At 76.3% G+C, this 25,021-nt stretch carries 10 protein-coding genes and 3 pseudogenes; 6 read left to right on the top strand and 7 right to left on the bottom strand.

Annotated features, from left to right (window positions below; translation table 11 throughout):
• Positions 1-19: 19 nt before the first annotated feature.
• The 4 genes and pseudogenes from ACFCY1_RS18040 to ACFCY1_RS18025 all read left to right on the top strand — a co-directional run.
• Positions 20-5,335 (top strand): annotated as a pseudogene (locus ACFCY1_RS18040) (type I polyketide synthase); the annotation flags it as partial.
• Between the two features lie 30 nt (positions 5,336-5,365).
• Positions 5,366-8,701: pseudogene (locus ACFCY1_RS18035) on the top strand (type I polyketide synthase); the annotation flags it as partial.
• A 5-nt stretch (positions 8,702-8,706) separates the two neighbouring features.
• Entirely contained in the window at positions 8,707-9,495 is a 789-nt protein-coding gene (locus ACFCY1_RS18030; RefSeq protein WP_375875173.1) for an arylamine N-acetyltransferase, read from the top strand.
• The gene (locus ACFCY1_RS18025; protein ID WP_375875172.1) at positions 9,492-11,117 is read left to right on the top strand and encodes a bifunctional 3-(3-hydroxy-phenyl)propionate/3-hydroxycinnamic acid hydroxylase; all 1,626 of its coding nucleotides are present in this window, start codon (positions 9,492-9,494) and stop codon (positions 11,115-11,117) included. Before ACFCY1_RS18030 ends, ACFCY1_RS18025 begins: the two co-directional genes overlap by 4 nt.
• Before the next feature lie 122 nt (positions 11,118-11,239).
• Here ACFCY1_RS18025 and ACFCY1_RS18020 read toward each other — a convergent pair whose 3' ends face one another.
• Both ACFCY1_RS18020 and ACFCY1_RS18015 read right to left on the bottom strand, forming a co-directional pair.
• Positions 11,240-12,481: a 3-deoxy-7-phosphoheptulonate synthase gene (locus tag ACFCY1_RS18020; protein WP_375875171.1), complete on the bottom strand. Its 1,242-nt coding sequence runs from the start codon at positions 12,479-12,481 to the stop codon at positions 11,240-11,242.
• Positions 12,478-15,351 (bottom strand): AAA family ATPase, encoded by a 2,874-nt coding sequence (locus tag ACFCY1_RS18015; protein WP_375875170.1) that lies wholly within the window; start codon positions 15,349-15,351, stop codon positions 12,478-12,480. Before ACFCY1_RS18015 ends, ACFCY1_RS18020 begins: the two co-directional genes overlap by 4 nt.
• Before the next feature lie 459 nt (positions 15,352-15,810).
• On the opposite strand from ACFCY1_RS18015, the pseudogene ACFCY1_RS18010 reads away from it, so the two are divergent.
• Positions 15,811-16,806, top strand: a pseudogene (locus ACFCY1_RS18010) (BTAD domain-containing putative transcriptional regulator); the annotation flags it as partial.
• Positions 16,807-17,080: 274 nt separating this feature from the next.
• On the top strand, positions 17,081-19,105 hold the full coding sequence (locus ACFCY1_RS18005; protein WP_375875169.1) for an AAA family ATPase: 2,025 nt from the start codon (positions 17,081-17,083) through the stop codon (positions 19,103-19,105).
• Here ACFCY1_RS18005 and ACFCY1_RS18000 read toward each other — a convergent pair.
• The 5 genes from ACFCY1_RS18000 to ACFCY1_RS17980 are packed head-to-tail and all read right to left on the bottom strand — an operon-like array spanning position 19,095 to position 25,020.
• A complete protein-coding gene (locus ACFCY1_RS18000) occupies positions 19,095-20,132 on the bottom strand; it encodes an LLM class flavin-dependent oxidoreductase (protein ID WP_074003437.1) in 1,038 nt (345 codons plus the stop codon). The genes ACFCY1_RS18005 and ACFCY1_RS18000 overlap by 11 nt on opposite strands.
• 25 nt (positions 20,133-20,157) lie before the next feature.
• Positions 20,158-21,348 (bottom strand): acyl-CoA dehydrogenase family protein, encoded by a 1,191-nt coding sequence (locus ACFCY1_RS17995; RefSeq protein ID WP_375875168.1) that lies wholly within the window; start codon positions 21,346-21,348, stop codon positions 20,158-20,160.
• Positions 21,345-23,207 (bottom strand): dipeptide ABC transporter ATP-binding protein, encoded by a 1,863-nt coding sequence (locus ACFCY1_RS17990; RefSeq protein ID WP_375875167.1) that lies wholly within the window; start codon positions 23,205-23,207, stop codon positions 21,345-21,347. Before ACFCY1_RS17990 ends, ACFCY1_RS17995 begins: the two co-directional genes overlap by 4 nt.
• Entirely contained in the window at positions 23,204-24,061 is an 858-nt protein-coding gene (locus ACFCY1_RS17985; protein ID WP_375875166.1) for an ABC transporter permease, read from the bottom strand. Before ACFCY1_RS17985 ends, ACFCY1_RS17990 begins: the two co-directional genes overlap by 4 nt.
• A complete protein-coding gene (locus ACFCY1_RS17980; RefSeq protein WP_241852957.1) occupies positions 24,058-25,020 on the bottom strand; it encodes an ABC transporter permease in 963 nt (320 codons plus the stop codon). Before ACFCY1_RS17980 ends, ACFCY1_RS17985 begins: the two co-directional genes overlap by 4 nt.
• Position 25,021: the final 1 nt, after the last annotated feature.

Genomic DNA, 25,021 nt, shown 5'->3' with positions numbered 1-25,021 from the left:
GAACCCCATGTCGAACGACGACAAGCTGCGCGACTACCTCAAGCGCGTCACGGCCGACCTCCAGCAGACCAGGCGCCGCCTGCGCGACGTCGAGGCCCGGCGCACCGAGCCGATCGCCATCGTCGGGATGGCCTGCCGGCTGCCCGGCGGCGTCGCCTCCCCGGCCGACCTGTGGCGCCTGGTCCACGACGGCACCGACGCCATGGCCCCGTTCCCCCGCGACCGGGGGTGGGACGTGGACGGCCTGTACGACCCCGACCCGGACGCCGCCGGGAAGACCTACGCCGAGGAGGGCGGCTTCCTAGCCGACCCGGGCGGCTTCGACGCCGCGCTCTTCGGGATCTCCCCGCGCGAGGCGCTGGCGACGGACCCGCAGCAGCGGCTGCTGCTGGAGGCCTCCTGGGAGGCCCTGGAGCGGGCCGGCATCGACCCGGCCTCGCTCAAGGGGCAGCCGGTCGGCGTCTACGCGGGCCTGATGTACCACGACTACGCGCACCACGTGCTCAACCTCCCGGAAGGCCTGGAGGGGTACTTCGGGATCGGCAACTCGGGCTCCGTCGCCTCCGGCCGGGTCTCCTACACCCTCGGTCTCGAAGGCCCGTCGGTGACGGTGGACACCGCCTGCTCCTCCTCGCTGGTCGCCGTCCACCTGGCCGCGCAGGCGCTGCGCGACGGCGAGTGCACGCTGGCGCTGGCCGGCGGTGTCGCCGTGATGGCCACGCCAGAGGTGTTCGTCGACTTCGCCACCCAGCGCGGCCTGGCGCGCGACAGCCGCTGCAAGGCGTACGCGGACGGCGCCGACGGGACCGGGCTCGCTGAGGGTGTCGCCGTCCTCCTGCTGGAGCGGCTGTCGGACGCCCGTCGTCTGGGGCACGAGGTGCTGGCCGTGGTCCGGGGTTCGGCCGTCAACCAGGACGGCGCGTCCAATGGCCTCACCGCCCCGAACGGCCCCTCGCAGGAGCGGGTGATCCGGGCGGCCCTCGCCAACGCCCGGCTGACGGCGGCGGACGTCGACGCCGTCGAGGGCCACGGGACGGGGACCTCGCTGGGCGACCCGATCGAGGCGCAGGCGGTGCTGGCCACGTACGGGCAGGGCCGTCCGGCCGAACAGCCGCTCTGGCTGGGGTCGTTGAAGTCCAACATCGGCCACACCCAGGCGGCGGCCGGAGCGGCCGGGGTCATCAAGATGGTGGAGGCGCTGCGGCACGGCGTGCTGCCGAAGAGTCTGCACATCGACACGCCCACCTCGAAGGTCGACTGGGACTCGGGCGCGGTCGCGCTCCTCACCGAACGCCGCGACTGGCCGGAGGTCGACCGGCCGCGCCGGGCCGCCGTCTCCTCCTTCGGCGTCAGCGGCACCAACGCCCACGTGATCCTGGAGCAGGCCCCGGCCGGGGACGCCCCGCAGCCGGAGGCCGAACCGACCGGTGCCGCACTGCCGTTGGTGCTGTCGGCCGCCTCCGAGGACGCCCTGCGGGCCCAGGCCGGCGCCTGGGGCCGGCTCCTGGCCGAGCAGCCGGACACCGGCCTGGCCCGTACCGCCCGCACCCTCGTCACCGCGCGGGCCGCGCTGGAGCAGCGCGCCGTGGTGGTGGCCGCCGACCGCGCGGACACGGTGGCGGCGCTGGACGCGGTGGCACGGGGGGAGGAGGCGGCGGGTGTCGTCTCCGGTCGGGCGGAGGTGAGCGGTCGGTCGGTGTTCGTCTTCCCGGGTCAGGGTTCCCAGTGGGTGGGGATGGGGCGTCGGCTGCTCGCGGAGTCGGCGGTGTTCGCGGAGGCGCTCGGTGAGGTCGACAAGGCTCTGAGGGCTTATGTCGACTGGTCGTTGCTGGATGTGGTGAACCAGGTGCCGGGTGCCGCCTCGCTGGAGCGGGTGGACGTGGTGCAGCCGGTGTCGTTCGCGGTGAACGTCGGCCTGGCGCGCCTGTGGGCGTCGCTGGGTGTGGTGCCGGAGGCGGTGGTGGGCCACTCGCAGGGGGAGATCGCGGCGGCGCACGTCGCGGGCATCCTCTCGCTGGACGACGCCGCCGCTGTGGTGGCGTTGCGGTCGCAGGCCATCGCCCGAGGTCTGGCCGGACGCGGCGGGATGGTGTCGGTCGGGCTGCCGCTCGCCGAGGTGGCCGACCGGCTCCCCGCCGGGGTCGAGGTCGCGGCCGTGAACGGCCCGTCCTCGGTGGTCGTCGCCGGTGACCCGGCGGGACTGGACACGCTCGTCGTCGCGTACGAGGAGCAGGGCGTGCGGGTGCGCCGGATTCCGGTGGACTACGCCTCGCACACCTCGCACGTGGAGTCGATCGAGGCCGAACTCGCCGAGCTGCTCGGCGCGGTGAAGCCTCAGCCGGCCGTCGTCCCGTTCCTCTCCACCGTCGAGGGCCGCTGGCTGGAGGGCCCGGAGCTGGACGCGGGGTACTGGTACCGCAACCTGCGGCAGACCGTCCGCTTCGCCGAGGCCGTCGGGACCTTGGCCGGTGACGGCTTCCGGGCGTTCGTCGAGGTCAGCGCCCACCCCGTGCTCGCGCACGCCGTCGTCGAGGCCCTGGAGGAGGCTGTCCAGGCGCCGACCGTCGTCACCGGCACGCTGCGGCGTGAGGACGGCGGCTGGGACCGCGTCCTGCTCGCCGCCGCCGAACTCCATGTGCACGGCCTGTCCGTGGACTGGTCCACGGCCTACCCGGACGCCGCCCTCCTCCCCGCCTCCGAGCTGCCCACCTACCCCTTCCAGCACCAGCGCTACTGGCTGGAGACCCGCCCCGCCACCGACGTGGGCGCCGCCGGGCTGGCGCCCGTCGGGCACCCGCTGCTGGGCGCGGCGGTGCAGCTGCCCGAGGGCGGGGCGCTCCTCACCGGACGGCTCGACCCGAAGGACCACCCGTGGCTCGCGGACCACGCCGTCGCCGGCACCGTCCTCGCCCCGGGGGCCGCGCTGCTGGAGCTGGCCTCGCGGGCCGGCGACGAGGCGGGCACGCCCACCGTCGAGGAGCTGGTGATCGAGGCCCCGCTGCTCGTCCCCGGGCGCGGCGCCCTGCAGTTGCACCTGCGGGTGGACGCGCCGGAGGACGACGCCCCCGGCGGCCGGCGGCCGTTCGCCCTGTACTCGCGGCCCGAGGACGGCGAGGGCGGTGCCTGGACCAGGCACGCCACCGGTTTCCTGGCGGCCGAGACCGCACCGGAGTTCGACTACGAGGCGTGGCCGCCGGCCGGCGCGGAGCCGGTCGCCCTGGACGGCTTCTACGAGCGGCTGGCGGACCGCGGCTTCGGCTACGGACCGGCGTTCCGGGGGCTGCGGGCCGTCTGGCGGCTCGACGGTGAGGTGCACGCCGAGGTGTCCCTGCCCGCCGGCCGGGCCGCCGAGGACTTCGGCATCCACCCGGTGCTGCTGGACGCCGCCCTGCAGGCCACCAACTTCCTGGGCATCGCCGAGCCGGAGCCGGGCCACGTCCTGCTGCCGTTCGCCTGGAACGACGTGGCCCTGTTCGCCACGCGTCCCACTGCTCTGCGGGTGCACGCCCGGCAGACCGGCCCGCACGCGTTCTCGCTCGTCCTCACCGACCCGACCGGCGGACCGGTGGCCTCGGTCGGCTCCCTGTCGCTGCGGCAGGTGCCGGTCGACCGGCTCGCCGGCCTCGGCGGGGCCGGTACCGACCACCTCTACCAGGTGGGCTGGACGCCTCTCGTCCTGCCCGCCGGCGCGGCTGGTGTCGCCGCCCCGGCGGTGCTGGACCTGACCGCCGGGACGGCCGAGGGGCCCGAGGGCGCCCGGGCGCTGGTCGGCCGGGTCTCGGAGTTCCTGCACCAGGGGCTCACCGATCCCGCCCGGAGCGGGGCGCCGCTGGCGGTCGTGACCGGGCCCCCGGACGCGGACCCGGCGGTCAACGCGGTGTGGGGGCTGGTCCGTTCGGTCCAGCAGGAGCAGCCCGGCCGGATCGTGCTCCTCGGCGGCGAAGGGACGGGCTTCCCCGCCGCGGCGGTGGACCCGTCGGTGGTGGGCGGCCTGCTGGCGTCCGGCGAGACCCAGGCGCTCTGGCGCGACGGCGGTGTGGTGGTGCCGCGGCTGGCGCGTGCCTCCGCTCCGGCCTCCGCCGACGGGCACGGCGTCCTGGATCCGGCGGGGACGGTGCTGGTGACGGGTGGTACGGGGACGTTGGGCGGGTTGGTGGCCCGGCATCTGGTGGAGTCGCACGGGGTGCGGCGGCTGGTGCTGGTGAGTCGTCGTGGTGGGGCGGCGCCGGGTGCGGCGGAGTTGGTGGCCGGGCTCGAGGCGCTCGGTGCCGAGGTGGAGGTGGTGGCCGCCGATGTGTCGGACCGTTCGGTGGTCGACGACCTGGTCCGTCGGGTTCCGGAGGGGCGTCCGCTGACGGCGGTGGTGCACACGGCCGGTGCGCTGGCCGACGGTGTGTTCGAGGGGCAGCCCGCAGGGCGGCTGGGGGAGGTGTTCGCGCCGAAGGCGGACGCGGCCTGGCACCTGCACGAGGCGACCGAGGGCCTGGGCCTGGCGGCCTTCGTCCTCTTCTCCTCCGGCGCCAGTGTGTTCGGGAACGCCGGGCAGAGCCTGTACGGGTCGGCGAACGGTTTCCTGGACGGTCTGGCGGGGTGGCGTCGTGAGCGCGGTCTGCCGGCGGTGTCGCTGGCCTGGGGCCTGTGGGCTCAGGCGAGTGGGCTGACCGGGCACCTGGACGAGGCGGACCGGGCCCGGCTGGCGCGGGGTGGTCTCAAGGCCCTGGCGACGGAGGAGGCGCTGGCGCTGTTCGACGCCGCGCTGCGTTCTCCGGAGGCGCTGCTGGTCCCGACCCGGTTGGACCGTGAGGCGCTGCGCGGGCAGGCGGCGGGCGGCGAGTTGAACCCGCTGCTGCGCGGTCTGGTCCGCACGCCCCGGCGCACCGCCGCCACCGGAGCGCCCGCCGACGACGCGGCGGACTTCGCCGCCCGGCTGGCCGCGCTGCCGGAGCGCGAGCAGCACCGCGAGGTCCTCGACCTGGTGCGCTCCGCCGCCGCCGCCGTCCTCGGGCACCCGTCCAAGAACGCCGTCGCCGCCGCCCAGGCCTTCAAGGAGGCCGGGTTCGACTCGCTCGGCGCGGTGCAGCTGCGCAACCGGCTGGCCCGGGCGACCGGCGTCCGGCTCCCGGCGACCCTGGTCTTCGACCACCCGACCCCGCTCGCGCTCGCCCGCCACCTACGGTCCGAGCTGCTGCCGGAGCCGGTGGCGGGCCCGGCGGCCGTGACCCCCGGGCCGCGCGCGGCCGGCCCGGACGCGGGACCGGCGCCCGTGGACGGGCCCGCCATCGCGGACCTGGACATCGACGGCCTCGTCGCCCGCGCCCTGCGCGGCCGCGGCTGAACCGCCCACCCGACCGTGCCCGACCCGACCGTGCCCGACCCGTCCGCGCCCGACCCGACCGCGCGGACCCACCGAGCCGACGCACCGCGCTCACCGACCCGCGCCCGTTCGTCCGCGCTCGGCGCCCGGCGCACCATCCGAAAGGCTGACATGACCACCACCACCAACGACGGCGCGGCCGCCCTCGACCAGACGGCGAGGCTGGTCGAGGCACTGCGGGCCGCGCTCCAGGACAACGAACAACTCGCCTCCGAGAAGGCCGCGTTGGAGGCGGCGGCCGGTGAGCCGATCGCCATCGTCGGGATGGCCTGCCGGCTGCCGGGCGACGTCGCCTCCCCGGCCGACCTGTGGCAGCTGGTCGCCGACGGACGCGACGGCGTGGCCGAGTTCCCCGAGGACCGCGGCTGGGACCTCGACGGACTCTTCGACCCCGACCCGGACCGGGCCGGCCGCTCCTACGTCCGCGAGGGCGGATTCCTGCACGGCGCCGCCGACTTCGACGCCGCCTTCTTCGGGATCTCGCCGCGCGAGGCGCTCGCCATGGACCCGCAGCAGCGGCTCCTGCTGGAGACCTCCTGGGAGGCCCTGGAGCGGGCCGGCCTGGACCCGGCGGGCCTGCGCGGCACGGCCGTCGGCGTGTTCTCCGGCGTCATGTACCACGACTACGCCACCGGTCTGCGAAGCGTGCCCGCCGGGCTCGAAGGCTTCCTCGCCACCGGCACCTCCGGCTCCGTGGCCTCGGGCCGGGTCGCCTACACGCTCGGCCTGGAGGGGCCCGCGATCACCGTCGACACCGCCTGCTCCTCCTCGCTGGTCGCCGTCCACCTGGCCGCCCAGTCGCTGCGCAGCGGCGAGTCCACGCTGGCGCTGGCCGGCGGCGTCGCGGTGATGTCCCAGCCCTCGCCGTTCGTGGAGTTCTCCCGGCAGCGCGGCCTGGCGACCGACGGGCGCTGCAAGGCCTTCGCGGACGCCGCCGACGGCACCGGCTGGGCGGAGGGCGTGGCCGTCCTCGTCCTGGAGCGGCTGTCGGACGCCCGGCGCCTGGGGCACGAGGTGCTGGCCGTGGTCCGGGGTTCGGCCGTCAACCAGGACGGCGCGTCCAACGGTCTCACCGCGCCCAACGGGCCCGCTCAGCAGCGGGTGATCCGGGCCGCGCTCGCCAACGCCCGGCTGACGGCCGCCGACGTCGACGCCGTCGAGGGCCACGGCACCGGCACCCCGCTGGGCGACCCGATCGAGGCGCAGGCGGTGCTGGCCACCTACGGGCAGGGCCGTCCGGCCGAACGGCCGCTCTGGCTGGGGTCGTTGAAGTCCAACATCGGCCACACCCAGGCAGCCGCCGGCGTCGCCGGCGTGATCAAGATGGTCGAGGCGCTGCGCCACGGCGTGCTGCCGCGGACCCTCCACGTGGACGCGCCGACGACCCAGGTCGACTGGTCGGTCGGGGAGGTGCGGCTGCTGACGGAGGCCCGGCCGTGGCCGGCGGCCGACCGCCCGCGCCGGGCCGCCGTGTCGGCCTTCGGGGTGAGCGGCACCAACGCCCACGTCATCCTGGAGGAGGCGCCCGCCGCAAAGCCCGCCGCCGAGCCCACCGCCCCCGAGGCCGCCGCCGTCCCCTGGCTGCTGTCCGCCGCTTCCACCGGCGCCCTGCGCGCCCAGGCGGAGCGGCTGCTCGACTACACCGAGGCACGCGGCCCGGCACCCGCCGACGCGGCCCGGACGCTGGCCGAGGCCCGGACCCTGCTGGCGCACCGCGCCGTCGTGGTGGCCGACGCGCTCGACGGCCACCGCACCGGCCTGGCCGCGCTCGCGGGCGACGCCGCCTCGCCCGCCCTGGTCACCGGCACGGCGGACGTCGCCGGGCAGACCGTCTTCGTCTTCCCGGGCCAGGGTTCCCAGTGGGCGGGGATGGGTCGTCGGCTGCTCGCCGAGTCGGCGGTCTTCGCGGAGGCGCTCGGTGAGGTCGACAAGGCCTTGACGTCCTATGTCGACTGGTCGTTGCTGGATGTGGTGAACCAGGTGCCGGGTGCCGCTTCGCTGGAGCGGGTGGACGTGGTGCAGCCGGTGTCGTTCGCGGTGAACGTCGGCCTGGCGCGCCTGTGGGCGTCGCTGGGTGTGGTGCCTGACGCGGTGGTCGGTCACTCCCAGGGCGAGATCGCGGCGGCGCATGTCGCGGGAATCCTCTCCCTGGACGACGCGGCGGCCGTGGTGGCGCTGCGGTCGCAGGCCATCGCGCGGGGTCTGGCGGGCCGGGGCGGCATGGTCTCGGTCGGCCTTCCCCGGGAGCGGGTGGCGAGCGCGCTGCCGGAGGGCGTCGAGCTCGCGGCCGTGAACGGCCCCTCCTCGGTGGTCGTCGCCGGTGACCCGGCCGCGCTCGACACCCTGGTGGCCGCGTACGAGGAGCAGGGCGTGCGGGTCCGCCGGATCCCGGTGGACTACGCCTCGCACACCTCGCATGTGGAGTCGATCGAGGCCGAACTCGCCGAGCTGCTGGGCTCCGTGAAGCCGCAGACCGCCGCGATCCCCTTCCTCTCCACCGTCGAGAACCGCTGGCTGGAGGGTCCGGAGCTGGACGCGGGGTACTGGTACCGCAACCTGCGGCAGACCGTCCGCTTCGCCGAGGCCGTCGACAGCCTCGCCGCCGCCGAGTACCGGGCGTTCGTCGAGGTCAGCGCCCACCCCGTACTCGCCCACGGCATCGTCGAGGCCCTGGAGGCGGCCTCCGTGCGCGACGCGGCCGTCACCGGCACCCTGCGGCGCGACGAGGGCGGCTGGGACCGCGTCCTGCTCTCGGCCGCCGCGCTGCACGTCCGCGGCGTGGAGGTCGACTGGTCGGCCTCCTACGCGGGCGCCGGCACCCTCCCCGCCTCCGAGCTTCCGACCTACCCCTTCCAACACCGGCACTACTGGCTGGAGTCGGTGCCCGTGACGACCACCCCCGCAGGAGATTCCCCGATGGCCACCGAGACCGAGCCCGACACCACCACCGAGGAGGCGCCCGGCGCCGTCCTCGCCCGCCGGCTGGCGGACGCCGACCCGGGGGAGCGCCTGGCCGTGCTGGTCGACGTGGTCCGCACGGAGGTCGCGGCCGTCCTCGGACACGAGGGCACCGACGAGATCGGGGCGGACGCCGTCTTCTTCGACATCGGCTTCGTCTCGCTGACCGCCGTCGAGCTGCGCAACCGCCTCCAGAACGTCACCGGGCTCGAACTGCCCGCCCTGCTCGCCTTCGACCAGCCCACCCCGGAGCGGATCGCCGGCCACCTCCTCTCCCTGCTCGTCGAGACCGGCTCCGCCGAGACCGGACTGACCGACACCGAAGCGTCCGAGACCGTGCCCGCCGAGCAGCGGACCGAAGGGAAGTGACCGCCGTGTTCGACACCGCCGCCTACCTCAAGGCCCTCGACTACGACGGCCCGCTCGACCCCACCGCCGACACCCTGCGCGAGCTGCACCGGCGCCACCTGATCGCCATCCCGTACGACTCCTCGCTCAACACCGCCCGCGGCGAGGCCCTGTGGGCGGGCGTCGACATCGACGTCGACGCCGTGTTCGACGCCGTCGTGCTCGGCGGCCGGGGCGGCGTCTGCTACGAACTGAACGGGCTCTTCCTCGCGCTGCTGCGCGAACTCGGCTACGAGACCGGGCTGTTCTCGGCCGGGATCCGGCAGGTGGACGACAGCTTCGGGCCGGACCTGGAGCACGTCCTCGGCTTCGTCCGGCTGGACGGCGACCTCTGGCTGGTCGACGTCGGCTTCGTCGGCCCGTCCTACCTGGAGCCGCTGCGGGTGGTGCCCGACGAGGTGCAGCCGCAGTTCGGCACCGACTTCCGCGTCGTGCGCGCGGACACCGGCCACCACGTGGTGCAGCGCCGGGGCCGGGTCGGCGACTGGCGCGCCGTCTACCGGTTCCACGCGCGGCCGCGCGCCTTCGCGGACTGGCTGGTCCCCTCGCCGGAGCTGGACCGGTTCGCCCGGGCCCTGGCCGGCTCCGGCATCGTGGTGCGCGGCCGGGCCTTCGAGGGCGGCCAGCGGATCCTGATCGGCACCCGCCTGGTCGTCGTCGAGGACGGCACCGAGCGGCTGCGCGGCCTCGCCGACCCGGAGGAGCACGCCCGGGTGCTCGCCGAGATCCTGCGGAAGGACGCGGCCACCGCATGAGCACCCCCGTCCACACCGCCACCGCCGCCGCTGTGGGAGACGGCGACGGCTTCGACACCGACGTCGCGATCGTCGGCTACGGGCCGGTCGGCCAGACCGCCGCCCTGCTGCTGGCCGCCCGCGGCCACCGGGTCACCGTGCTGGAGCGCTTCCCCCGGCCGTACCCGATGCCGCGGGCGGTCTCCTTCGACGGCGAGTCCGCCCGCATCCTCGCCGCCACCGGCGTGGGCGCGGCCCTGGACGAGCACGTCGAGTCCTCCCGGGACTACGTCTGGCACAACGCCGACGGGCAGACCCTCTTCCGGGTGGACGTCGAGGACGCCGGCCGCTCCGGCTGGCCCGACTCCAGCGCCGTCTACCAGCCGGGCCTGGAGGCCGCGCTGGCCGCCCACGGCGAGCGGTACCCCACGCTGCGCGTCCTGCGCGGCCACCGGGTGACCGCACTCGCCGACCGAGGCGACGCGGTCACGCTCACGGTCGAAGGACCGCGGACCGGCCCGTCGGGCGGCCCGCTCACCGCCCGCTGGGTGATCGGCTGCGACGGCGCCAACAGCGTGGTGCGCGAGGAGGCCGGGCTGACCGCCACCGACTTCGCGTTCTTCAACGACTGGCTGACCTGCGACGTCGTCCCGCACGACGGCCGGGAGTTCGTCCCCAACAACCTCCAGGTCTGCGACCCGGCCCGGCCGCGCACCGCCGTCTCCGCCGGGCCGGGCCACCGGCGCTGGGAGTTCATGCGGCTCGACCACGAGTCGCCCGAGGAGTTCGGCGGCGAGGCCAACGTCTGGAAGCTGCTCTCGCTGTTCGACATCGACCCCGGCAACGCCACCCTGCTGCGGCACGCCGTCTACACCTTCCAGGCGCGCTACGCGGACCAGTGGCGACGCGGCCGGGTGCTGATCGCCGGGGACGCCGCCCACCTGATGCCGCCGTTCGCCGGGCAGGGCATGTGCTCGGGCCTCCGGGACGCCGCCAACCTCGCCTGGAAGCTGGACCTGGTGCTCACCGGCCGGGCCGGCGAAGGGCTGCTCGACAGCTACACCGCCGAGCGGCGCGAGCACGTGCGGCACGCGCTCACCATGTCGATGGACCTGGGCCGGGTCATCTGCCAGACCGACCCGGCCGCGGCCCGCGACCGCGACACCGTCATGCTGGCCGCCCAGGAGCGCGCCCGGCGCGGCGCGGAGGTCGGCGCGGCCAGGCCGCGCACCCCGGTCCAGCCGCTCACGGCGGGCCTGCGGCACGGCGGCGGCCCGGCCGGCGACCTGGTCGTCCAGGGGCGGGTGACGGCGGCCGGCCGGCCCGCCGGGCTCTTCGACGACGTGGTGGGGCGCGGCTTCGTGCTGCTCACCACCGAGCCGCCGGAGAGCCTGCTCACCGCCGGGGACCGCGCCTGGCTGGCCGACCTCGGCGGCCACGCGGTGAGGGTGCTCGCGGCCGCCGCCGAGGAGCCCCCGGCGGGCGCGGTGGGCGACACCGACGGGGTGTACCTGCCGTACCTGGCCGAGGCCGGGGCGGTCGCGGTGCTGGTCCGGCCGGACTTCTACGTCTACGGCGCGGCGGTGGACCGGACGGAGCTGGCCGCGCTCCTCGAAGCGCTCCGAACCGACCTCGCCTCCTGACGGCCCGTCCGCCGTAACCCGCCTGAACCCGTGGGGAGTTGACCGCCCCCTCCCGCGCACGTGCTGACGGCCCGCTCCCCCTCCGCGTGGAGGAGCGGGCCGTCGGTCCGGGTGGGCGGTCCTCAGACCGCCACGGGCGCCCGCCTGGCGGAGTGCTCCAGCAGGATCTCCGCCACCACGCGCGCCAGGTCGAGGGTCTGGCGCCCGTTCAGCCGCGGGTCGCAGCCGGTCAGGTAGCGCTCGGGGAGCTGCTCCTCGCGCAGGTCCTCGCGACCGCCGAGGCACTCGGTCACGTCGTCGCCGGTCAGCTCCAGGTGCAGGCCGCCGGGGTGGCTGCCTATCGCCCGGTGCACGGCGAAGTACCCGCTCACCTCGGCGGCGATCCGGTCGAAGCGGCGGGTCTTCAGCCCGCCGGCCGCCGTCTCGGTGTTGCCGTGCATCGGGTCGCAGAGCCAGACCACCGGGTGTCCCGCGTCCGCCACCGCCTCCACCAGCGGCGGCAGCACGTCGGACACCCGGTCCGCGCCCATCCGGCTGATCAGCGTCAGCCGGCCGGGGACGCGGTCCGGGTCCAGCGCCTCGGCGTAGGCGACGGCCTGCTCCGGGGTGGTGGACGGGCCCAGCTTGAGGCCCAGCGGGTTGGCGATCCGGCGGGCCAGGGCGACGTGCGCGCCGTCGAGTTCGCGGGTCCGCTCGCCGATCCACAGGAAGTGGCCGGACAGCGCGTACCCGTCGCGCACCAGCGGCACCTCGTAGTCGAGCAGCAGGGCCTCGTGACCGGCGAACAGCTCGGTGCGGGTCGCGTCGGCCACCGAGTCCAGCACGTCGAGCGCTGCGCCGGCGCCGTCGTACGCGGTGAGCATCCGCCGCGGGTCCGGTGTGCGGGCCTCGGCCGTCGCCGCGAGGCCGTTGACGATGTCGCCCCGGTAGGAGGGCAGCCCGTCCGGGCCCGTCGGGCTGGAGCGCGGCTTGGCGTACTGCCCGGCGACGCGTCCGACCGGCACCACCGGCAGGCCGGAGGCGACCTCGAACAGGGTCGCGCAGTGCAGCAGGGCGTGCAGGTTGGCGCGCACGTGCTCGGGGGTGTTGCCGGCGAAGGTCTCGGCGCAGTCCCCGCCCTGGACGACCAGGGCCCGGCCGAGCGCGGCCTCGGCCAGGCGCTCCCGGAGCCGGTCCACGGCGGCGGGCTCCACCAGGGGCGGCAGGGCGCCGAGCGCGGCGCGCACCTCGCGCACCCGTTCCTGATCGGGCCACTGCGGTTGCTGGCCGGCGGTCAGGCCCGCCAGGGCCCGGGCGAGGTCGGGCCCGGTGCCGTCGTGCACCGTCAGGCTGGTGGCGGTCGGCGTGGTCATCGGCGTCGTCATCCCGTCTTCCTCAGGTTGGCCCACAGATCGGCGGGCAGGTCCTTGCGTCGGCGTACCCCGAGCTTGCGGTAGACCCGGGTGAGGTGCTGTTCCACGGTGCTCGCCGTGACGTACAGGCGTCCGGCGATCTCGCGGTTGGTGTAGCCGAGTACGGCGAGCGAGGCGACCCGCCGCTCGGACTCGGTGAGCGCGTCGACCCCGCCCGGCTCCCGTGCGTCGGCGGCGGGGCCGCTCTCGCCGAGGTCCGCCGAGACCGACAGCAGCTCCTGGACGAGCGGCTGCAGGGCGCACATGTTCGCCACGTGCAGGGCCTGGCGCAGCAGCAGCCGGGCCCGGCGCCTGTTGCCGGAGCCCTGGTGCACCCGGCTCAGGTCGGTGAGCACCCGCACCTGCTCGTAGCGGTCGCCGGAGGCCTCGGTGAGGTCGACGGCCTCGGTGAGCAGGGGGCCGCGCCGCCCGGCCGGCCCGGCCGCGGCGAGCAGTCGCAGCGCCGGGCCGCGGTTGTGCGGCAGGTCGGCGTCGGCCCGGCTGAGCTGTTCGTGGATCAGCCGCCAGGCGCGGTCCCGGTTGTCCAGCCGCAGCCAGGCGTCGGCGGCCTGGGTGCGCCAGGGCACCACCCCGGCGCCGTCCAGGCCCCAGGTGCGCAGCAGTTCGCCGCAGGACAGGAAGTCGGCGAGTGCCGCGTGGCCGTGCCGGGTCGCCTGGTAGTGCTCGCCGCGGGCGAACAGGTAGTGCAGCCCGTACAGGCTCTGGAACATGGCCTCACCGACGGCGTGGGTGAGGTGCTTGGCGGCCGAGCGGTGCTCGCCGGTGCGGCTCTCGGCGATGACCAGCGTGCCCAGCGGCAGGCCCACCGCGATGCCCCAGGAGGTGGGGCTGAGGTGGGTCAGCGCGGCCCGGCTGTGCTCGGCCGCCGTGGTCGGCTCGCCGAGCCGCAGGGCCGCCTCGGCGTGCGCCGCCGAGTACAGGGCCGTCGCGGTCGGGGCCTCGCGGCGCGCGGCGGTGCCGAGCAGCCGTTGGCTCCAGACCGCCGCGGTGTCGGCGCGCCCGGCCTGGAGCAGCACCCGCAGCGCGAGCAGCGCGGCCTCCTCGGCCCACGCGGTGCGGCCGTGCAGGTGGGCGTCGTGCAGCACCTGCTGGGCGTGGTCGACGGTCTCCGTGGCCCGTCCCCGGGTGAGCGCCCCGGCGAGTGCGGCGGCGGCCCGCAGCTGCGGGTCGACGTCCGGGGCGACCGTGTGCCGCAGGTCGGCGGGCAGCACCGGGACGCGGCGGCCCCGGGCCAGGCCCGGGTGGGTGTAGGCGAGCCAGGTCTCGACGTCGCGCAGTGCGCCCGTCTCGGCGGGGGAGGCCGGTCCGGCCGGTCCGGTCCGGGCGCGCAGCAGGTCCAGGACGGCCAGCGCCTCCTCGCCGCGGCCGTGCCACAGCAGGTACCGGACGAGGACGAGCGCCTCGGCGAGCCCGAGGTGCCCGGCCCGGACCGCGGCGGTGAGCGGCACCAGGTGCCGGGCCGCCGCCGAGGGGTTGAGCTGCCACTCGGCCTGCGCCAGCCGGTGCCGGAGCACCGCCCGGTCGTTCTCCTCGGCGGCCTCCTTGTGGGCCAGGCTCAGGCAGGCGACGGCGGTGCGGTGACGGTGGTCGAGCAGGGCGTGCTCGGCCGCCTCGGTCAGCGCGGCGACCGCCCACGGCGCGGGCGCCCGCCCGGCCTCGACCAGGTGCCGGGCCACCTCGGCGGCGGGGCTGCCCGTCTCGTGGGCCAACTGGGCGGCCCGCAGCCGCAGTTCGGTGCGCTCGTGCGGGGCGAGGTCCTCCAGGACGGCGGCGCGGGCGGCCGCGGTGCGCAGCCGTCCCTCGCCGTCCAGCAGTCCGGCGGCGGTGAGCGTGGCGCGGGTCCGGGCGACCGCGTCGGCGCTCTCCCGCTCGCCCAGCAGCCGGGCCACGTCCTCGGCCGGGGCCTCCTCGCCGAGCACGGCCTGGGCCTGGACGACCCGCAGCACGCCGGGGCCGGCCCGGTGGAGGCAGCTCAGCAGGGCCGGGCCGTAGCGCGGTTCGGGCTCGTCGGCGCGGTCGAGGTGCTCCTCGACGAGGGCGTGCAGCAGCAGCGGGTTGCCGCCGGCCACGTCCACCAGGCCGGGGCCGCGGTGACGGGCGTCCTCCTCGCCCAGGCCCTCGGTGACCAGGCGCAGCGCGCCGGCCCGGGACAGCGGGGCCAGCGCGAGGCGGTGCGCGTGCGGGTGGCGCAGCAGTTCGGCGTGCAGCCGGCGCCGCGCGGGCCACGGGGTGCTGCCGTCGGTGAGGACCAGCAGCACCCGGCTCTGCGGCAGGTGGCGGACGAGGTGGCGCAGGAAGTGCAGGGACGCCTCGTCGGCGTGGCCGATGTCCTCGACGCAGAGCAGCACCGGGGTGTCGGCGGCGGCCGCGAGCAGGGCGGTGGTCAGGTCGCGGCAGGCGCGCAGCAGCGCGGGCGACGGCGGGCCGGCCGGGTCGCCGGCCGCGCCGGTGCCGTTGAGGGCGCTGCCGTTGAGGGCAGTGCCGTTGAGGGCGGCGCCGCCGGCACTCCCGGCCGGGTCGGCGAGGACGGCCGGGTCGGCCAGCGCGGCCAGCCGCTCGGCGTGCTTGGCGGGCCAGCCGGGGGAGTGGGCGATCCGGTCGGCGATCCCGAAGGGCAGGTCCCGCTCCTGGGCGGAACAGCCCGCGCCCACGACCAGGACTCCGCGCTCGGCGGCCCGGGCGGTGAACACCCGCAGCAGCTCGCTCTTGCCGCTGCCGAGGGGTCCGTCGACCAGTGCCACCCGGCCCGCGCGGCCGAGACATTCGGCGAGCAGGTGGTCGAGTCTGTCGATGTGCGCGTCACGTTCCAGCAGGGAAGGCACCGGGTACCCCCGACCTCGTCTCTTGTAGGCGTCCGGCCGCCGGTCCCCGGCGGCTCCCCCGGGGCGGTGGCGACGGCCACCCGCTCCCGGTCGAACCCATCATGGGGACACCCCGCCCATCGCCCGGGAACTGATCGCTCATGGGCGGGCCACTGCCGCCGGGGCGGCCGGGTGGGCAGGGCTGGTCCAGGGTCCTGACGGTCTTTCATCGTCCCTGCTCAGGGGCGTGGAGGAGGACGAGTGGGCGGGTGAGGGGCCGACCGGAGGCGTGGCGGAGGCCGGCCGCGATGCCGGTGCGGCCGTGGTCGCGGAGGGTGTTGATCGCGGACGGCGTTGATCGCGGGGTCGCGCGGGGTCGCGCGGGGTCGCCGTGTTCCCGGGCCCGTGGCCGGTGCTGATCTCGGGGGGCGTCCTGGCGGAAGGCGGTGTCGCGGACGGAGCGGAGCCGGGGTCTCGACCATGCGGATCACGCGGTCCACGGGGATCACGCGGACCACGGGGATCCACCGGCAACGCCGGCCGGTCCAGCAGGCCGGCGCCGTTACGACGCCCCCGTGGCCCGCACGCCTGCCCGATCACCGCGACGTCGAATCAGCCCGGCCGGTCGGCGGCGGCGAATTCGCCTCGGGGAATACCGGGTGGGGGGTCGCCATCGATAGCGTAGATCGAAGTCGACGTGCGGTCAACGGAAGGCCCCGGATCGATCTGATGTACCATCGGGCACATTCTCCGGAATGGCTTTCTCCGGAATCGCAGGGAATCAAGGGGGTAGGGGTGCGATTCAACGTTCTGGGGCCGCTTGAAGTGCTCTCCGACGGCACCGACGTGCCCATTCGCGGCTTGCAGCAGAGGGCCCTGCTCGGTGTTCTGCTGCTCCGCGCGAATAGCGTGGTGGGTATCAACGAGATAGTCGCCGCACTCTGGGGCGATGATCGTCCGTCCACGGCGCGGAAAATGGTGCAGAACTCGGTGGCCGGGCTGCGCCGCACATTCCAGGCGGTCGGGGAGCCGGCGGACGGGAAACCCGCGCTGAATACCACTGTGCCCGGATACGTGCTCAGAATCGAGCCTGAACAGCTCGATCTCACGGAATTTCATGAGCTTGTCACATTGGGCCGGGCCCGACTGGCGGCCGGCGACTGGACGCGGGCCTCGGAACTGCTGCGCCGCGCCCTCGGCCTGTGGCGCGGTCCGGTGCTCGCCGACGTGAGCGACGCCGGGCTCACCTGGCCCGAGCTGGCCGCCCTCCAGGGCACCCGGCTCGCCGTCCACGAGGACTGCATCCAGGCCGAGTTGGCGATGGGGCGGGACCGCGAGCTGATCGGCGAACTGGAGTCCATGCTGGAGGCCGAGCCGACCCGGGAACGCCTGGTCGCCCAGTTGATGGTCGTGCTCTACAACTGCGGGCGCCAGTCCGAGGCGCTGGACCGCTACCGGCGCACCCGGGACCTGCTCGCCGACCGCTTCGGCCTGGAGCCCGGCCGCGACCTGCGACGCCTCCAGCGCGCGATCCTCAGCCACGACCCGGCCCTGGCGCTGCGGCTCACCACCGCCCCGGGCGGCGCGGCGGACTTCCCGCCCCCGGCCGGCCCCCGCCCCGCCCGCGCCCGCCGACGACCGCGCCGACGACAGCCGCGCAGGCCGCGCAGGGACCGCCGACGCCCCGGGCGCCGAGCACGCCTTCCGCCCGTCCTGGGAACGGGTCGAGCGGCGCGCGGCCAGCGTCGTCATGGTCCGCGCCCAGTGGACGGCCGAAGGCGGCGCCCTCGCCCCCGAGCGCGTCGACCACGCCGTCAAGGAGCTGACCGCCGACATCCGGCGCGAGATGGCACCCTTCGGCGGACACGTGCGCCGCGCCTTCGGCTCGGTGTGGCTGGTCGTCTTCGGCGTCCCCCGGGCCCACGAGGACGACGCCGAGCGGGCCCTGCGCGCCGCCCTCGCCCTGCACCGCCACTTCGAGGCGCCCGGACCGGCCGCCCCCGGGGCCACCGCTGCCGGACCGGTGCCCGGCAGCGGGGCCGCCGCCACCCGGCCGGTCACCCACCTCGTGGTCGGCACCGGCGAGGTGGTGGTCACCTACGACGACAGCGCGCCCGAGCCCGTGGAAGTCACCGGAGAGGTCCTGGACGCCTGCCACCACCTGCTGTTGCAGGTCCCCCGCGGGGAACTGTGGGCCGCCGACGCCACCGTCGAGACCGGCGGCGCCGACCTCGGCTTCGCCCCGGTCCCCGGCGTCCCCGGCGTCCACCGCCCCGCGCCCGCCCGTCGCGACGGCCGCGGGCCGTCCGGGCATCCCGCCGAACCGCCGTTCCTGGAGCGCACCCACGAGCTGAACCTGCTGCGCGGCGCCTACCAGGACAGCGTCCGCCGCCAACTGCCGTACCTGGTCACGGTGCTGGGCGAGCCCGGCATCGGCAAGACCCGGCTGATCGGGGAGTTCGCCGCCGCGCTGCGCGACGGCGCCGGACCGCCGGCGCCCCGGGTGCTCCACGCGGGCACCCCGGCCTTCGACGCCCACACCCCCTACGAGCCGCTGGCCGGCCTGGTCCGCGCCTACACGGGCATCCGCGCCGGCGCGCCGGCGGCCGTCGTCCTGCCCGCACTGACCAACGTCGTGCGCGGGCTCCTCCCGCACGCCGACACCGGACCGATCGTCACCGCGCTCGCCGCCTGCCTCGGCCTGCCCGCCCCGGCCGCCTCCGCCGAGGGGCCGGACGGCGGCGCCGTCCCACGGGAGGAAGTCCTCGGCGCGCTGCGGCAGTTCCTGGAGGAGGCGGCCGCCGAGCGCCCGCTGGTGGTCGTCCTGGACGACCTCCACCGCGCCGCCGACTTCGTCCGCTCCTTCGTCGAGGACCTCACCGTCCGGCTCGGCCCGGTCGCCCTGCTGCTGATCGTCGGCGCCCGTTCCGAACTGCTCCACACCAGGCCCTCCTGGGGGTGTGCCAAGCGCCGCTCGGTCCTGCTGCACGTGGCACCGCTGTCCACCGCGGCCACCGCCACCGTGATCGGCGCCGCCTCCGGCCGCCGCCACCCGACGCCCGCCGACGACCGCCGCGCGGCCCTCGCCGACGGCAACCCGCTGTTCGCCCAGGCCTACGCGCGGGCGGCGGACGCCGGCGCCGACCACCCGCCGGCCGTCCTCGCCGTCGCCGCCGCCCAGCTCGACGGCCTCGACCGCACCACCCGCTCGGTGCTGCGCGACGCCGCCGTCGTCGGCGGCACGCTGTGGCGCGGCGCGGTCGAGGCCGTCAGCCAGCGCGACCCCGAGGAGGTCGGCCGCAGCCTGGAGCTCCTGGAGTCGCGCGAACTGCTGCGCCGGGTGCGCCGCAGCGGCGTCCCCGGAGACGTCGAGTACGCCTTCCGGTACGCCGTCAGCCGTGATGTCGCGCTCGCCCAGCTGCCCGGCCGCGTCCTGGTCGAACGCCATCTGCGGGCGGCGGACTGGGCCGCCCTGCTGGACGTGCCCCGCCCCGGGCTGCTGGCCTTCCACCACGACCGCGCCATCGCGCTCGCCGAGGCGGACGGCACCCCGGTGGAGGCGATGGAGCGCCGTGCCTGGGAAGCCCTGGTCGGGGCGTCCGCCCGGGCCGCCGCCGCGGGCGACGACGCGCTCGCGGTCAGCTGTCTCGACCACGCCCTGGACCGCTGCCCGCCCGGGGAGCCCGAGCGGGTCTGGCTGGTCACCCACCACCGCCGCATCCGCGACAGCCTCGGCGCCCGCGCCCATCGCCGCCGCCCGGCCGTTACCGGCTGACCCCGGCGGGGACGGGCAGCGCCGGGGCGAGGTCCCGCACGCGTTCCAGCGAGCGGATCTTCTCCTCGACGTCGGTGACGTTGTTGGTCACCATCAGCTCGTCCGCGCCGGTGCGCTCCAGCAGGTCCGTCAGCGCCCGGCGGACCTCCTCGGCGTCACCGACCGCCTGGGTGCTGAGCAGCGCGTCGGCGGAGGCCCGCTCGGCCTCCGTCCACGGGTACGCCGCCGCCTCCTCGACGGTGGGCAGCGGCGCGATCGGCGAGGCGCCGTTCAGCCGCAGCACCGGGAACAGCGCCGGCGCCGTCAGCCGGCGCGCGTGCTCCGTGGTCTCCCCGCACACCGTGTAGGCGGTGACGATCGCGTGCGGCCGCTCGGCCCGGGCCGAGGGCCGGAAGCTCTGCCGGTACGCCCGCAGCGCCTCCTCGGTGCCGCGCGAGTTGAAGAAGTGGTGGGCGAACGCGTACGGCAGCCCGCGCCGGCCCGCGTCCACGGCGCTGCGCACACTGGCACCCAGCAGCCACGGTCGGGGAGGCCGCGGCGGCTCCGGCAGGGCCTCCAGCCGCTGGTAGACGTGCCCGTCCGGGAAGCCGCCGTCGACGAAGGCGAGCAGCTCCTCCAACGCCGCCGGGAAGTCCTCGTCGGGCGCCCGGCGCAGCGCGTGGGAGAGCAGCGGGTCCGCGCCCGAGCGGCCGATGCCCAGGTCCACCCGGCCGGGGAACAGCGCGGCCAGCGTCCGGAAGGACTCCGCGACGGCGTACGGCGGGTGGTTGGGCAGGATCACCCCGCCCGCGCCGATCCGGATCCGGCTGGTCCGCTCGCCGAGCGCGGCCAGCAGGACGGCCGGCACGGAGCCGGCGATCCCGCGCGAGTTGTGGTGCTCGGCCACCCAGAACCGGGTGTAGCCCAGCTCGTCGGCGGCCGCCACCAGCCGGCGGGTGCCGACCAGGGTCTCGGCGGGGCTGCCGGCGGAGTCGATGGACGATATGTCGAGGACGGACAGCGGGACGGTCGGGGAACTGCTGGTCATGCGGGGGTGCTCCTTACTCGGGGTGTCACGCGTACCAGGTGGGGCGGGGGACTTCGCCGTGCAGGAGGTGGCGCCCCACCACGCGGGCGCGCCCCGGGTCGTCCTCGTGCACCCGCCGCGCCCGGGTGTCCCGCCAGTAGCGGTCCAGCCCGGCCGCGGCCTCGGCGCCGCCGGGGCAGGCCGCCCCGAGCACGCCGGCGGTGACCGCGTCGGCGGCCGCGCCGGCCTGCGCGGCCAGCGCCGCGACCCGGACGGCGTGCCGGCCGCGCTCCTCCTCGGTCACCGTGCGGCGCCGCGCGTGCAGGGCGTCCGCCTCGGCGCCGACGGCGTCGGCGAACGCCTCCACCGCCCACAGCGCGGAGGCCAGGGCGCCGTAGTGCCGGGCCGCGTCCGCGGCGGCGGCCTCGGTCAGCGGCGCCTGCGACCACTGCTCGCGGGCGTGCCGGGCGGCGGCGTCCAGCGCGCCCCGGGCCGCGCCGATCAGCGCGTTGGCCTGGGCGAGCTGGAAGGCCGGGGTGAGGAAGGTGTTGTAGACCCGGGGCACGAAGGTCTTGTCGACGTGGCCGAGCGCCCCGGTCCACGGGATGTTCGCGCCGTCGGCGACCACCGTCCCGGCGGCCAGCGACCGCAGCCCGAACTCCTCGGCTCCGGGCTCGAAGGACAGCCCCAGGTGGTCGGTCATCGCGAGCGCGCTGATCGGGGTGTCGCCGTCCTCCAGGAAGCCCTCCAGGATGGTGATGTCCGACACCGGGTGGCCCAGGACGCGCTCCAGCCGCCCGTGGAACAGCATCTCGCGGCCGGTGTCCTGGATCACCAGGGGCGCCGAGCGGGGCTTCGAGGACCCGCTGTAGAACCACCGGGCCCGGGCCGACACCTCGGCGATGTGCTGGATCTTCTCGTCGGTGCCGATGAACTCGGCGATCGACACCCACACGTAGTGGTGGGCCAGCAGCTCGCCCACCGAGGCGTCGGCCGCCGCGACGGTGCGCACCACCCGGAACGCGGTGGACCAGTCCTGGCCGGCCCCGCCGTACTCGACCGGCCCCAGCAGGGTCACCAGGCCGGACTCCTTCAGCAGCCGGATCTCCCGCACCGGCGGGGTGCCCTCGCGGTCGCGCCGGGCGGCGCCGGGCGCCAGCAGCGCCGCGACCTCCTCGGCCCGCCGCAGCCACGCCTCGGCGGCCTCGGGGACGGCGTCCGTCGTCGTGTCAGTCATGTCTCCCACTTCGTGACGTGCTCGCCGTCCTGCCCGGCGACGTGTTCGGTGTCCTGCTCGGTGTTCTGCTCCGGGGCCTGCTGCGGGTCCTGCCGGGGGTCGTCGCGGCCGGTGACGTCGGCGCCGTGCGTCCTGCCCGAGCCGTCCGTACTGCCCGTACTGCCCGTACTGCCCGCGCCGTCCGCACCGTCCGAGCCGGGCAGCCGCAGGACGGCGTCCAGCAGGGCCCGGGTGTACGGGTGGGCGGGGGCCTCGAAGATCCGCTCGGTCTCGCCCTCCTCGACGACCGACCCGCCGCGCATGATCAGCACCCGGTCGGCGACCTGCCGCACCACGGCCAGGTCGTGGGTGATGAACAGCAGGGCGATGCCCCGCTCGCGCCGCAGCCGGTCCAGCAGCTCCAGCACCTGCGCCTGCACCGAGACGTCCAGCGCCGAGACCGGCTCGTCGCAGACCAGCACCCGCGGACGGCCCGCCAACGCCCGGGCGATGGCCACCCGCTGGCGCTGACCGCCGGACAGCTGGTGCGGCCGGCGGGAGAGCAGCTCGGCCGGCAGGCCGACCTGGTCGAGGAGTTCCGCGCACCGCCGGGCCCGCTCGGCGCGCCGCAGTCCCGGCAGCGCCTCGCCGATGATCCGCGCCACGGTGAACCGGGGGTCCGCCGAGGCGTACGGGTCCTGCTGGACGAACTGGATCGCCGAGCGCGAGGCCCGGCGCCGCCGCTCCGGCAGCGCCGACCAGGGCCGCCCGTGCAGCAGCACCTCCCCGGCGTCGGGACGGGACAGACCCATCGCGACCCGCGCCAGCGTGGTCTTGCCCGAGCCGGACTCGCCGACCACGCCCAGCGCCTCGCCCGCCCGGAGGGTGAACCCGACCTCGTCGAGGGCCCTCGGCCCGCCCGGGGCGAAGGACTTGACCAGCCCGCGCCCGGTCAGCACCGGGGCCGCCTCCTCGGCGTCCGGTGCCTCGGTGTCCGGTGCCTCGGCCGGTGCCGGGGCCTGGGCGGGACGGGCCGGCGGGCGGCCCGAGGGCACCGCGTCCAGCAGCATCCGGGTGTACGGGTGCTCCGGGGCGGACAGCACCCGGCCGGTCGGCCCGCTCTCCACCACCTCGCCCCGCCGCAGCACCAGCACCCGGTCCGCCAACTGCGCCACCACCGCCAGGTCGTGACTGACCAGCAGCAGTCCCCGGCCCTCGTCCTTGAGCCGGCCGAGCAGCGCCAGGATCTGTGCCTGGACGATCGCGTCCAGCGCCGTGGTCGGCTCGTCGGCGATCAGCAGCGGGGCGTCGGCGGCCAGCGCCGAGGCGATCAGCGCGCGCTGGCGCAGCCCGCCGGAGAGCTGGTGCGGGTACTGGGTGCGCCGGGCCTCCGGCTCCGGCACGCCCACCGCCGTGAGCAGTTCCACCACCCGGGCGCCGACGTCCGGGCCGGCGGTGCCGCCGAGGCGGGCCGCCTCGGCGATCTCGGCGCCGACGGTGCGCAGCGGGTCCAGCGCGGTCAGCGCGTCCTGGAAGACCACGGCGACCCGCCGGCCGCGCACCGCGCGCCACTGCCGTTCGCCGAAGCCGGCGGTGTCCGTCCCTGCCACCTCCAGGGTCCGGGCGGAGACCCGGGCCCTGGCGCCCGCCAGCCCGATGAGGGAACGCGAGGTGACGGACTTGCCCGAGCCGGACTCGCCGACCAGCGCCACGCACTCCCCGGGGCCGATGGCCAGTGACACCCCGTCCACGGCGGGCCGCGGCGCGCCGGGGAACGACACCCGCAGTCCCTCCACCCGCACGAGCGGGCCCGGCACCGGCGCACCGGTGTCCCCGGCCGTCGCCTCCGCACCGGTCGCTTCCGTTGTCGTCGTCGTCATCGCACCGCCCTCAGCTGCAGCGAACGGCCGATCAGCGTGGTGCAGACCACCACGACCGAGACGGCCAGGCCGGGTGAGATCGAGATCCACCAGGCCGTCTGGAGGAAGTCCTTGCCGTCGGCGACCATCGAGCCCCAGTCCGCCTCCGGCGGGACCGGGCCCAGGCCGAGCAGGCTGAGCCCGGAGCCCGAGATGATGGCCGAGCCCAGCCCGATGGAGGCCAGCACCACCAGCGGGCCGCCGACGTTCGGCAGCACGTGCCGCAGCACCGACCGCCAGGCCGGCACCCCCAGCACCCGCGCCGCCTCCACGTACTCCGAGCGCAGCACCAGCCGTGCCTGGCCGCGCACCAGCCGGGCGTAGTGGGGCACCCCGGCGATGCCGATGGCGATCGCCACGTTGACCGTGCCGCCGCCCAGAACCGCCACCACCACCAGCGCGAGCAGCAGTTCGGGGAAGCCCAGCAGCACGTCCACCAGCCGCATCAGGACGAAGTCGACGCGCCGTCCGCCGCAGCCGGCGACCAGGCCGAGCAGCGCGCCGCCGCCCACCCCGATCAGCGTCGCGCCGACCGCGATCAGCAGCGACAGCCGGGTGCCGTGCACCAGCCGCGACCAGACGTCCCGGCCGAGTTGGTCGGTGCCCAGCCAGTGCTCGGCACCGGGCGGGCGCAGCGCCGCCGCGACGTCCGTCGCCGCGGGGGAGTGGGTGGCGAACACCCCGGGGAAGGCCAGGACGAGCGCCACCGCGGCCAGCAGGACCAGCGGCACCAGGCGGGCGGGCGAGCGCAGCAGCGCGCCCCGGCGGGCGGCGGCCGCGGCCGGCCGGTCGAGGAGGGCGGTCACGGTGCTCATGCCGCTCCTCCCTCGCGCAGCCGGGGGTCGATCAGCGGGTGGAGCACGTCCACCAGGGTGTTGATGACCACGAACGCCGCGCTGGAGATGACCACCAGGGCGCTGACCACCGGCAGGTCGCGCGAGCCGACCGCGTTGGCCAGCACCCGGCCCAGGCCGGGCCGGGTGAAGATGTTCTCCACCAGCACCGCGCCGCCGAACAGGCTGCCCAGTACGAAGCCGGCCAGCGTGGTCAGCGGCAGCAGCGCGTGCCGCAGGGTGTGCCGCAGCAGTACCGCCGTCGCGCCCAGGCCGCGCGAGCGCGCGGTCAGCACGAACGGGCGGCCGTCGGCGCTCTCCAGCTCCTGGCGGATCACCTGGGCGAGCACCCCGGCCAGCGGCAGCGCCAGCGCCAGCGTCGGCAGCACCAGCGCCGCCGGCCCGTCCGCCCCGATCGAGGGCAGCGCGTGCAGCCGGTAGGAGAACACCGTCAGCAGGATGATGCCCAGCCAGAACGAGGGCATCGACACCATCAGCAGCTCGGCGACACCGGCGGCGGCGCGCACCGCCCGGCCCCGGCCGGCCGTCAGGGTGGCCGCCAGCACCGCCAGCACCAGCGCGGTGACCAGCGCGGACACCGCCAGCTCGACGGTCGGGCCGAGCTGGCTGCCGAGCAGCCGCTCGATCGGCTCGTTGAGCTGGTACGACCAGCCGAGGCCGCCGCTCGCCAACCGGGCGAGCTGGCGGCCGTACTGGACGAGCAGCGGGTCGTTCAGGCCGTTCTCGGCGATCACCTGGTCACGCAGGGCCGGGGTGCCGGCGGCGCCCGGCCCGATCAGTCCGTCCACGATGTCGCCGGGGGCGAGGTGGAGGGCGAAGAACGTCACCGTGAGCGTCCCCCACACCACCACCAGCCCCGCCGCGAGCCGCCGGGCGACGAACCTGGCCCAGGGCGGCACGTGCCGGGCACTGTTCGACACC

The sequence above is a fragment of the Kitasatospora sp. NPDC056273 genome, from assembly GCF_042268845.1.
Classification (GTDB): Bacteria; Actinomycetota; Actinomycetes; order Streptomycetales; family Streptomycetaceae; genus Kitasatospora.
Note: the sequence above shows the minus strand (reverse complement) of the source record. Positions and strands in the feature narration are given on the sequence as shown.